Below are 12,136 nucleotides of genomic sequence, written 5' to 3'. Positions count from 1 at the left end.
ATATACCTATTAAAAGCTAAAATTGTTTTTAAAAATTATAATATGGCGATATCATGAGATATACAATTACACCCGTTATTGCAACGTATAACCACATTGGAAATGTGATTTTCGCAATCTTTTTATGTCTATCAAAACGTTGCGCTAAAGCTCTAACGTAGGTTACCAATACAAATGGAATAATAATTACGGATAAACAGATGTGTGTAATTAAAATAAAATAGTAGATGTATTTGATAGCCCCTTCACCACCAAATTTAGTAGAATCAGATGTCATGTGATAAGCAACATACATTCCTAAAAATAAAACAGAAAGACATATCGCAAACTTCATTAGGTTTTCATGCAACTTTCTTTTACCATTCTTTATTGCCCAAACTGCAATAACAAGCACTACAGCTGTTATCCCATTAATAGTTGCATAAATAGGTGGTAAAAAAGAAAGTGGTTGTACATCGTAACCTAGCTTTCTCAAATTAACTCCAAAAAGCAAGGCAACCACTAGTGGTATTGCTACAGATAATACAATTATCCATTTATTATATTTTTGTTCTACTGATGTATTTGTATTCATTTGTGTTTAATTTCTTTTGATCGGCTATCGGCCATCTTTCATATCTCTTAGCTCTTCGGCAATCAGCACTTTAATTTCATCATCTAGTTTAGACAATGCTTCTTGATTGGTAGCTTCATAATACCCTCTTATTCTATGTTGTGGATCTAACAAAACAAACATATTACTAAACGTAAATTTAGTTTGTCCGTTTTCAGTGGATTTCAATGCATCTAATAATAATCCATTTTTAATAAATTGATGTATGGTTGTGCTATCACCTGTCAATAAATCCCATTTACCAGGTTTAGCATTTAGTTTTTTGGCGTAATCAGCTAAAACAGCTGGTTGGTCATGTTCAGCATCCATAGTTAAACCTACAAAGTGAACCATGGTATTCTTTGCATATTCTTTATTCAGAGTTTTTAAAGCTGTATTAGCAACATCAATCCCATAAATTCCTCCATTCGTGTAAAAAAGATGAGTAAGAATAATTTTGCCTTCGTAATTTTTCCAACTTACAGTATCACCCTTTTGGTTAACCAATTTAAAGTCTTCCACTTTGTGATAAATGGTATCCGGAACTTGTTTTCCTCTTACCGAGTGAAAGGTTGATGCAACTTGCTTTGCACCATAAATAGCTAAGGGTTTGTATCTATTTTTACCCTTTTCCTGAAGTAAATAATATAAAAATCCCGGTACCGCTAATATGGTGACCAGGATTAATATTTTTTTTATGGGGTATTTCATTAAACCTTTGGCATATGAACGTGAAGATAACCACCTTCAATTAGCATTAATGTTATGAAATAGATAATAAATATAAAGGAAACTGAAAGCGCCAATTGTAGCCCTAGTTTTTCGAACTTTAAGTGCATAAAGTAGGCTACAATGTAAAATGCTTTAAGCAAGGTTAAGCCGATATAAATATAATTACCTGTATGTTGTGTAAGATGACCTTGAGGAATTGCCCACAAAGCGATGATAAACTCAATCACAGTGATCAGTAATAAAATACCGAAAACCTTCCAGATCTTTTTCTTCGTCATTCCTTCATGCTCACCATGTGCATGCTCATCTGTAGTATGTATGTGTTGTTCTGACATAATATTTTTTTTAAAGAATAATTAAACTAGATAGAAGAATGTAAATACAAACACCCAAACTAAATCTACAAAGTGCCAATAAAGACCAACTTTTTCTACCATTAAGTAATGACCACGTTTCTCGAAAGTTCCGTTAATTGTCATACATAAAATGATGATATTGATAACCACACCACTAAATACGTGGAAACCGTGAAAACCAGTAATGGTAAAGAATAAGTTTGCAAATTGTTGGGCTGCAACTGTAGAGACAGGCCCGTTAAAGAAATGTGTTAATTCTTCTGCAGACGGAATAGAACCCCACCAAAAACCATCATGATGTAAGTGTGTCCACTCAATAGCCTGACAGCCTAAGAACATTAAACCACCAATAATAGTTGCGATCATCCAGCCGATTACTTCTTTTTTAGCACGACGATGTCCAGCTTCTACTGCTAGCACCATAGTAACCGAACTCATAATCAAAATAAAAGTCATGATACCCACAAATACAAGTGGAGCACCACTTTCTGCTACGCCTGGGATAGATTGGAAAACCTTGTCTGGTGCAGGCCAAGTAAATTTAGTAAAACGTTGTGCACCATAATAAACCAATAATGACGAAAATGTAAAGGCATCTGATAATAAGAAAAACCACATCATTATTTTACCATATTCTACGTTCCAGGGAGAATGTCCGCCAGCCCATGGAGTGGTTTTAACTTGGTCTAATTTCGATAATGAATCCATTTAGTAATAGTATAATAGTTTGTTAAAAAATCTAACTGTTCAAAAGTAAAAAAACATACAGATATATCCATAATATATCTATAAAATGCCAAAAAATAGAGGTAATTTCTTGACGATAAATCGCTTTCTCTAATGGGATCTCTTTATAAGAACCAATTAAAGCATTTAAAATAAAGCAAATACCTGCAAAAATGTGTAATAAGTGGAAACCTGATACAACATATATCAATGAAATAGCAGCATTATTATTAATTAAAACTGCTCCACTACGATATAATCCTGTCCAACCTTGAAATTGGAGATAGGCAAATACTAGCCCCAATGCAAAAGTAAGCCATAAAAATAATTGTTGTGATTTTTTATTCCCATTTCTCAAAGCTCTTGAAGCCAAGAAAAGCGTAACACTGCTAATTACCAATACTGCGGTGCTGTACATAAAAGCATCTGGCAATACTAAGCCATGCCCTTTACCTTTAGAGGCCGCAAATACAATGTAATAACTTGTCCAGCCACCAAACATAATAGTAGATGAAACCACAAATAACCACACCACAAACTTTTTGGGTTTGGCATCAAACTTAAATTCTTTTTGTTGCAAAGTATGCACCATTTTAATATTGTTAAACTATCAAATTAAATAATAAAACCACTTGTACTAAAGGGATGTAAATAAACGAACAGAACATCACTTTTCTTGCACTAGGCAAATCCATTTTCACCATCATTTGGTAGGCGAAGTAGCTAAAAACAAGTCCAGCTAGTATAGATACCCCGGCAATATAATATCCACCAAAACCATAAAAGGTTGGCAATAAGCTTACAGGTATCAAAATCAATGTACTTACAAAAGTAAATACTGCACTTGTTTTATCGCGTTTTTTGGTTGGCAATAATCTAAACCCAGCCTTTTTATAATCATCATCTAATACCCAAGCAATAGACCAAAAATGAGGGAATTGCCATACAAATTGAATAAGGAATAGAATTAATGCGATTTGATAATCTACAGGAACATAACCAATTTCTGATTGCCCGCCTATCGCAGCAATATATCCAATAAGTGGTGGTAAAGCGCCTGGTATTGCGCCTACAAATACTGCAATTGGCGATTTACGCTTTAGAGGTGTATATGCAAATGCGTATAACAAAATAGAGAAAACAGAAAGCAAACCTGTTTCTGGATTCAATTTAACCAATAAAGAAGTTCCTGCCATTCCCATAATTAAACCAAGTACTAAACCTTGTCCTGTGGTCATTCTACCAGCTGGCATTGGTCTATCTTTGGTTCTAGCCATCAATTTATCCAAATCTTTTTCAATAATCTCATTGAAACAATTTGCCGAAGCTGTAACCAAAAATCCACCCACAATAAGAATTAACCAATTGGTCCAGTTAATCCCATCTACAATATTCCTATCAATCTGAATTTTAGAGCCAATTAAAAACGTAACCGACGCAGAAAACACTACCAAAAAGGTAAGTCTGAATTTGATTAGTTTTGAGAAATCTGAAAAAAATTGTTTCAATTTAATTGGGTTTATAAGTAGCTGTACGGTAAACTAATAAGTATAAATAATATTGTAGGCTAAATAATAGTGTGGCAAATAATATGTGTATTGCTTGTGCGTATGGTGGTAACGATAAGTACGATAATAAAAAACCTGATGCTATTTGAACCACCAACGTTACCATAATATAATTAGCGGTTAATAAAGGCCAACCTTTACCGCTAAAACGATCTATCACCATTTTGTATACAATAAAATTGCAAACGGTTACTAAAATAGCTAAATCTCTATGGTATGAAAATACCGAACCAACTTTACCAATCCAGGTATTTCGCCCATTAAATTGTAATGATTTGGCAATTGCATCTACACTTTCACGCACTTCAGTACCTAAAATAATTTGTATGATTGTGATGATAATGGTAAAAGCTAAAAATCCTTTCAACCATAAAATACGATACATAATTACACTGCGCTCTTTATGCAGCATTTTTGCATAATTGTAGGTATAAATTAAAATTCCCAAAATAACTAGGGCAATTAACATATGCGCTGTTACTACCCATTGTGTTAAGTTAGTTGATACTACAATAGCCCCTAACCATCCTTGAAAACCAATAAGTAATAGGTTTAAAATGCTGAGTACGATTATTCTCTTAGCTGACTTCTTAAAGGCGAATGAATAGACTACTAATAGAATCAGACAAAAGCCCGCTACCACACCTACTAACCTATTTGCATATTCTGTCCAAGTATTCGCAACATTAAAAGCTTCTGGTTGTGCAATGGAAGTATCATGTCTAATACTATCTGCCAAAGCAGTTTTGCCTAATTTTTCTAAAGTTTTAGCAAAACGTTCGTTTTTAGCTAAGCGTTGCGCTACGTATTTTTCTTTGTAATTAGCAGGTAATTGTGATGCAGAAGTTGGTGGTATATATTGATCAAAGCATTTTGGCCAATCAGGGCAACCCATACCAGAGCCAGTGCTGCGAACAATTCCTCCAGCCAAAATGACCATTAGTGTTACAACAATACTAATAAAGTTTAATCTAATAAATCTATTTTCAGATTTAGCAATCATTTGATGTGTGATAGATTAAAAAAATAAGGTATCTGTTGCAAGTTAAATTACTTCAGCAGATACCTTATCTATATTATTATACAGAATAATACCTGCTATTCTGCGTCCTTGGCTGGTCTATAAGTTAATTCCCAATCTGCCTGGATTTTTTCAGCTTCTGTATTTCCTTCAAAATCATGTGGCAAGTTAGAGCTCATGGTTTGAGAGAAAGGAATAGTTTGTGGAATAAAATCTTCCTCAGCACCTGGTTTGCTATAATCATATGGCCAACGGTATACTGTTGGGATTTCTCCTGGCCAGTTACCATGTATGCGCTCAACTGGAGCAGTCCATTCTAAAGTATTTGCACCCCAAGGGTTTTGTGTTGATTTTTTACCTTTAAATATCGAATAAAAGAAGTTAAACAAGAATGCTACTTGAGCTAAACCAGCTACAATAGCCGACCATGTTACCAATACATTCACAGTTAACCATTTTTCCATGAAAGCAAATTCAGTAAATGCGTAATAACGACGTGGCACTCCATCTAATCCTAAAAAGTGTAATGGGAAGAATACCAAGTATGCACACGTAAATGTAATCCAGAAGTGTAAGTAACCTAATTTTTTGTCCATTAAGCGACCAAACATTCTTGGGAACCAGTGATAAACACCTGCAAGCATACCAAATATTGCCGCTGAACCCATTACCAAGTGGAAGTGAGCAACTACGAAATACGTATCGTGTAAGTTAATATCTAATGCAGCATTACCTAACCAAATACCAGTTAAACCTCCAGAGATAAAGAATGAAACCATACCAATAGCAAATAACATTCCTGGTGTAAATCTAATATTACCTCTCCATAAAGTAGCTAACCAGTTAAATGTTTTTACTGCTGATGGAACTGCAATAATCAATGTAGTGATCATAAACACCCCACCTAGTAACGGATTCATACCGGTTACAAACATGTGGTGACCCCAAACGATAAATGATAATATGGTAATACCAATTAGTGAATAAATCATTGCATGGTAACCGAAAATTGGTTTTCTCGAGTTTACTGAAATAATTTCTGATGAGATACCCATTGCTGGCATAATTACAATATATACCTCTGGGTGACCTAAGAACCAGAATAAGTGTTGCCATAAAATCGGCGAACCACCTTCATTAGGTAAAATCTGTGTACCGAAAACAATATCCGATAGGTAGAAACTTGTACCAAAACTACGGTCGAACACTAATAAAACCACACCCGCAACTAATACAGGGAATGATAAAATACCTAAGATTGCGGTTAAGAAGAATGCCCAAATTGTTAAAGGCATTTTCCAAAGATCCATACCTTTAGTACGCATGTTTAAGATAGTACTCACATAGTTAATACCACCCATTAGTGATGAAGCTACGAAAAGCACCATACTAATTAACCACATCGTCATACCTAATCCAGATCCTGGGATTGCTTTCGGTATGGCTGATAAAGGTGGATATACTGTCCAACCCGCACTTGCAGGGCCTGTTTGTATAAAGAATGAACCCATCATGATCACACAAGCAGTGAAGAAAAACCAGTAAGAAAGCATGTTTAAGAATGGCGAAGCCATATCTCTAGCTCCCACTTGCAATGGAATTAATAAGTTACTAAACGTTCCACTTAAACCAGCTGTTAATACAAAGAATACCATAATGGTACCATGTATTGTAACTAGCGCTAAGTAAAAATCTGGTCTAATTCTACCACCTTCAGCCCATTTACCTAAAAATGTTTCTAAAATAGGAAAGCTTTTATCCGGCCATGCTAATTGTAATCTAAATAAAATAGATAAACCCATAGCAATAACAGCCATAATAATACCAGTTATTAAAAACTGTTTGGCAATCATTTTATGATCTTGACTAAATACGTATTTAGTTAAGAACGTATCTTGGTGATGCTCATGACCGTGATCATCATGATTATCGTGGTGGTGTGTATCTTGTAGTGATATAGTTGACATAATAAGGGCTCTCCAGTATTATTATTTTTTTAAAGCTAATTGATTTGTATTTGCAGTCGTATCTTTTGCTGTAGAATCAGTTGCTGCAGGTGTCGCAGTCGGTTCAGCAAGTAAAGGTAATTTAAAGGTCTTTCTCAAATCGTTAGTTAAATAAGTTGCTTGTTTAACCACCCATTCATCATATTCCTTTTGTGAAACAACTCTAACTGGTTTTTGCATGTTAAAGTGGTTAGTTCCGCAAATCTTTGCACAAAGCAATAAATAGTTGAAATTAGGATCGTTCGTTTTAGCCTTCATTTCAGCTGTAGTAATGGTAGGCGTAAACTCAAAGTAAGACGTCATACCAGGTACAGTATTTAATTGTACTCTAAAGTGAGGCATATAAAAACTATGGATAACATCTTTACTTGTTAAAATAAAACGAACTGGTTTGTTTACTGGAAGTACAATTTCATCAGCAACTTGATCATCTAAGTTGTTCTTATCGTTAAAATCGATACCTAAATTATTGATAGAGGTAATTAACTTATAGTTTTTTAAACCAACAATCCCATCAGCTCCTGGATAACGAACATCCCATTGAAACTGAGAAGAAGTTACTTCAATGCTCAAAGGTTTATTTTTAGGGTCTTCAATTTTATAAAAAATCGATCTCCAAGTAATAAAGCCCATTAATACTAATATAGTTAATACAAACGCAGGAATAACAGTCCAAATACGTTCTAAAACGTTGTTATGTGGATAGTAATACGCTTTCTTATCTTTTTGGTGTCTATATAAATAAGCAAAACCAAATAATACAATGTGCGTAGCAATAAATACGATGGTGGTTAATATTAATGTAACATTAAACATTTCATCAATTTTCTTACCATGCTCAGATGCAGCTTCAGGTAAAATCATATTACCATGCACTGTATATTCCCAATATACACCATATAATCCTACTAACAGGAATGCAACGAATATAATTCCATTTACTAAATCCCAATTGATTCCTTCAGATTTACCTTCGCTCTCACGAGTTAATTCATAAACCTTCATTGCTTTACCAACTATCGCGATGAATAAGCACAATAGCAAGAATAACAAGACATAGAATAACGTTGATTTATAAACCGGACCCATATCGACAGGTTTAGCTGTAGCGCCTGCGGCTGCTTCTTGGGCAAAAGCACTGGTGCTTGCAAACGCAGTAAGAATTACTGCTAAAGCTGCCCTAGTTTTATTACTTATTAATTTTTTTAAACTCATTTTCTTAAAAGTAGTACGCTGTACTTTTATAATATTAATTTATATACTCCTAAACCTAATCTATTATAGATGATGGTTTAAACTTTCTTGTAAAAACGGATGATTTTTAGGGATTAATGCCTTTTTACTTAGTGAGCTTAACACCGTAAATGTAAACAAGCCTAAGAAACCTAATGCTGTTCCTATTTCTATAATTCCAAATCCACTTCCTGGTTTTCCATCAACTACTTTAGGTCCAAATTCAAATACACCTGGCATAATCATTTGGTAATAATCTACCCAGTGTCCACAAAGAACCACAATAGAAACTGCTAATAATATATTTTCACTTCTCTTGTTATCACGATCCATTAACAATAATAAAGGAGAAAGGAAGTTCAATATTAAATTGATGTAGAACCAAGCCTCATAGTTATTGAAACGTTTGTAGAAGTATACAGTCTCTTCAGACATATTCGCATAGTAAATCAATAAGAATTGAGCAAACCATACATAAGTCCAGAAAATAGAGAAACCGAAGATAAATTGGCCTAAGTTATGTAAGTGGCTATTGTTAACCCAACTCATATAACCAGCTTTCTTTAATAAGATAATGATTACAGCAATAGTAGCTAAACTACTTACCCACATTGCAGCGAAGTTATACCAACCAAACATTGTTGAAAACCAATGTGCTTCTAACGACATGATGGTATCAAAAGCAAATATTGGTGTAGTAAAACCATAGATAACTAAAAATATACATGAATATTTAAAGCTTTTACGGTATGAGTTTAATCCACCTTCTAAATCTTCATTGTTAGACCATTTTGCTAAAAGCATAGCAAAAATGCTATATACTCCTAAAAAGATAACTTGTCTTGCCATGAAGAAAGGCACATTTAAGAATGCCGATTTACCGTCAATTAATTTATCGTAGTTAGGAGAATTCGGATCTGTAATACCAGGTGCATTCCAATGGTGATATAGATTATGGGTATATAAACCTAATCCTACAACAACCAATAAGATAATCACAGCTAAAGGTAAAACCTTAGCCATTGCTTGCGGTACACGTAAAATAGATGCAGACCAACCTGCTTGAGCTACATATTGAACGGCTAAAAAGAAAGCCCCCGACATACATACACATGCAAAGTAATATGCCATTAGTAACAGGTTAGCGAATGTACGCTCGTGAGCATCGCTCATAAAACCGTAAGCAATAGCACCAATACCAATTACGATACCGATAATGCTCAGCGTTTTTACTTTTCCTGTAAACTCAAATTGTTCACTTAAATTATAATGATGAGTTCCCATTTAAATCTGCTTTTCTTATTTTATTTTTTGTAATTGTTGAACATACATCACCACTTTCCATCTTTCTGTTGGTGTAAGTTGTGAAGCATGAGATCCCATTGCATTTAAACCATACATAATCGTATGATAAATTTTACCAGCTGGCATGTCTTTCATTAATCCACCACGTGATGAAACTGCATCAGCTCCATGATACGCTGGAACTCCAGAGATACCTTTATCTAGTTTTACGATATGACCTTGACCATCTCCTTTATCTCCATGGCATGGAGCACAGAATACAGTGAAGAAGTGTTTACCTTCTACTAAATTCTTTTCGGTTAAAGGTAAAGGGTTTACTAATGCTGCAGAAGCTTCATAACCTTCTTTTGTATTAGCATACTCATATCTTACAAATCCAATTGGATCTGTATTTGCTGGTGGAGTTTGTGCAGTTGCTCCATTTGCAAAGTTTTTGTTTGGTTGATCCTGATTGTAAGCAATTGGATCATACATATTTCTTGCATACTCTAAGCCTGTACTGCGTTTATCTCTACAAGCCGAAAGCATCGCCACAGAAGCAAGTAGTATAAATGCGGCGTAAACTATATTCTTCTTATTCATAGCTAACATACTTCCTTTCATTATGCTTTACTTCTAAAGCACCAGCACCTTTTAATAGTTCGTCAATTTTAGTGTGCTCAGTATTTTGTTTTGCATCTATTGCGATGATAAAACGATCATCAGTTGCACGTAAATCCATTACTCTTGGTGCTCTTCCCGGAAACAAGTGGGTAGAAGCATAGTAAGATCCTACAAGGCCAAAAGCACAAAATAAAATCGTTAACTCAAAAGTTATTGGAATAAAATCTGGTAAAGCGAAGTGGGTTTTACCACCAATGTTAATTGGCCAATCTACTGTTGTAGCTAAATAAACTCCAGTTAGCATAGTTATCGTTCCGGTAATACCGAAAAAGAATGCAGCTATATCTAACCTAGATCTTTTAACTCCTAATTTTGCTTCGATGCCGTGGATAGGCATAGGCGTATATACATCATGTATTTTGATGTTATTTTCCTGCAACTTTTCGATGCCATGCATCATTTCATCAGGATCGCCAAAACTGCCTAAAATATATTTGATATTACTCATTGTTATATTTTTGCGTATTCTTCTTGTTTAACACTATCAAATTTATCTAAAGACTCTATGTACTCAGCTACTTGTTCTTTATCCAAGTGACCGTCTTTGATTAATTCCATTTTAGATTGCTCACTAGCACTCTTCAACAATAATTTCACCTCTGCTATCGCAATAGATGGCAATACTCTTAAGAACAATAGGAATAAAGTAAAGAATACACCTATAGATCCTACAAATACACTTACATCAACCCATGTTGGATAGAACATTGCCCAACTTGATGGTAAATAATCACGGTGTAAAGAGGTTACAATAATTACGAAACGCTCAAACCACATACCGATGTTAACTACGATAGATAAAATCCAAGTAGCTGCAATGCTGGTACGGATTTTTTTGAACCATAACAACTGTGGAGAGATTACGTTACATGTCATCATCATCCAATATGCCCACCAGTAAGGACCAGTAGAACGGTTAATGAAGGCATATTGCTCATATTCTGAACCAGAATACCAAGCGATAAAGAACTCAGTTAAGTATGCCACACCTACAATTGAACCGGTTAAGATGATAATCTTATTCATCGATTCGATGTGGAACATGGTGATGTAATTTTCTAAACCTAATACTTTACGTGCAACCAATAATAAAGTTAACACCATCGCAAAGCCTGAGAAAATCGCCCCAGCAACAAAGTATGGGGGGAAAATGGTAGTGTGCCATCCCGGAATTACCGAAGTTGCAAAGTCCATTGATACAATTGTGTGTACCGAAAGTACTAGTGGAGTTGAAATACCTGCTAAGATTAGAGATACTGCCTCAAAACGTTGCCAAGTTTTTACGTTACCAGTCCAACCGAAAGAAAGGATAGTATATACTTTTTTACGCATACCTACCGCTCTATCTCTAATCGTCGCGATATCAGGCAATAAACCTGTATACCAGAACAATAATGATACGGAGAAATAAGTTGAAATCGCAAACATATCCCATACTAATGGCGAGTTAAAGTTTACCCAAAGTGAACCAAACTGATTTGGTAAAGGTAATACCCAATACGCTAACCATGGTCTACCCATGTGAGATACTACGTATGTTGCGGCGCAGATAACGGCGAAAATAGTCATCGCCTCTGCAGAACGGTTAATAGAGTTACGCCAATTTTGACGGAAGAGTAGTAATACAGCAGAAATTAGCGTTCCTGCGTGACCAATACCTACCCACCATACGAAACCGGTGATATCCCAAGCCCATCCTACTGTTTTATTTAAACCCCATGATCCGATACCGAACCAAAAAGTGTAACTCACGGCAACTACCCAAAGTGTAGCCCCACAAAGTGCGATGATAAAGCCAATCCACCAAGCCCTGTTCGGCTTGTTTTCTACCGGTAGTAAAATATCATTCGTAATTTGAGCATACGTAATGTCTTTACCGGTAATTAATGGTTCTCTTAAAATTGATTCGTTATGTCCTGACATAATTTATATTG

13 protein-coding genes are annotated in these 12,136 nt (G+C 35.0%); all 13 read right to left on the bottom strand.

Features of this window, described 5'->3' with window-relative positions:
* Positions 1–28: 28 nt before the first annotated feature.
* Complete coding sequence (locus WC622_RS00540; protein ID WP_372816240.1) at positions 29–574, bottom strand: DUF420 domain-containing protein; 546 nt, start codon at positions 572–574, stop codon at positions 29–31.
* Between the two features lie 24 nt (positions 575–598).
* Complete coding sequence (locus WC622_RS00535; protein ID WP_372816238.1) at positions 599–1,303, bottom strand: SCO family protein; 705 nt, start codon at positions 1,301–1,303, stop codon at positions 599–601.
* Complete coding sequence (locus WC622_RS00530; protein WP_372816236.1) at positions 1,303–1,659, bottom strand: cytochrome C oxidase subunit IV family protein; 357 nt, start codon at positions 1,657–1,659, stop codon at positions 1,303–1,305. The genes WC622_RS00535 and WC622_RS00530 overlap by 1 nt, the downstream gene beginning before the upstream one ends.
* Positions 1,660–1,680: 21 nt before the next feature.
* Positions 1,681–2,388, bottom strand: a complete 708-nt coding sequence (locus tag WC622_RS00525; RefSeq protein WP_372816234.1) for a cytochrome c oxidase subunit 3 — start codon at positions 2,386–2,388, stop codon at positions 1,681–1,683.
* Between the two features lie 31 nt (positions 2,389–2,419).
* Positions 2,420–2,998: a heme-copper oxidase subunit III gene (locus tag WC622_RS00520; protein WP_372816232.1), complete on the bottom strand. Its 579-nt coding sequence runs from the start codon at positions 2,996–2,998 to the stop codon at positions 2,420–2,422.
* 10 nt (positions 2,999–3,008) lie between these two features.
* Positions 3,009–3,914 (bottom strand): heme o synthase, encoded by a 906-nt coding sequence (gene cyoE / locus WC622_RS00515; RefSeq protein WP_372816230.1) that lies wholly within the window; start codon positions 3,912–3,914, stop codon positions 3,009–3,011.
* Between the two features lies 1 nt (position 3,915).
* Positions 3,916–4,977, bottom strand: coding sequence for a heme A synthase (locus WC622_RS00510; RefSeq protein ID WP_372816228.1), 1,062 nt, complete (start codon positions 4,975–4,977; stop codon positions 3,916–3,918).
* Between the two features lie 95 nt (positions 4,978–5,072).
* Positions 5,073–6,962 carry a cbb3-type cytochrome c oxidase subunit I gene (locus WC622_RS00505; protein WP_372816226.1) on the bottom strand — a complete coding sequence of 630 codons (1,890 nt, stop codon included), beginning with the start codon at positions 6,960–6,962 and terminating at the stop codon, positions 5,073–5,075.
* A 21-nt stretch (positions 6,963–6,983) separates the two neighbouring features.
* Entirely contained in the window at positions 6,984–8,216 is a 1,233-nt protein-coding gene (locus WC622_RS00500) for a cytochrome c oxidase subunit II (RefSeq protein WP_372816224.1), read from the bottom strand.
* A 63-nt stretch (positions 8,217–8,279) separates the two neighbouring features.
* Positions 8,280–9,518 carry a quinol:cytochrome C oxidoreductase gene (locus tag WC622_RS00495; protein WP_372816222.1) on the bottom strand — a complete coding sequence of 413 codons (1,239 nt, stop codon included), beginning with the start codon at positions 9,516–9,518 and terminating at the stop codon, positions 8,280–8,282.
* Positions 9,519–9,533: 15 nt separating this feature from the next.
* A complete protein-coding gene (locus WC622_RS00490) occupies positions 9,534–10,130 on the bottom strand; it encodes a cytochrome c (RefSeq protein WP_372816359.1) in 597 nt (198 codons plus the stop codon).
* Positions 10,114–10,650 (bottom strand): DUF3341 domain-containing protein, encoded by a 537-nt coding sequence (locus tag WC622_RS00485; RefSeq protein ID WP_372816220.1) that lies wholly within the window; start codon positions 10,648–10,650, stop codon positions 10,114–10,116. The genes WC622_RS00490 and WC622_RS00485 overlap by 17 nt, the downstream gene beginning before the upstream one ends.
* A 2-nt stretch (positions 10,651–10,652) precedes the next feature.
* Positions 10,653–12,125 carry an NrfD/PsrC family molybdoenzyme membrane anchor subunit gene (gene nrfD / locus WC622_RS00480; RefSeq protein ID WP_372816218.1) on the bottom strand — a complete coding sequence of 491 codons (1,473 nt, stop codon included), beginning with the start codon at positions 12,123–12,125 and terminating at the stop codon, positions 10,653–10,655.
* Between the last annotated feature and the right edge of the window lie 11 nt (positions 12,126–12,136).

This window comes from Pedobacter sp. (assembly GCF_041662865.1).
Taxonomy (GTDB): domain Bacteria; phylum Bacteroidota; class Bacteroidia; order Sphingobacteriales; family Sphingobacteriaceae; genus Pedobacter.
Note: the sequence above shows the minus strand (reverse complement) of the source record. Positions and strands in the feature narration are given on the sequence as shown.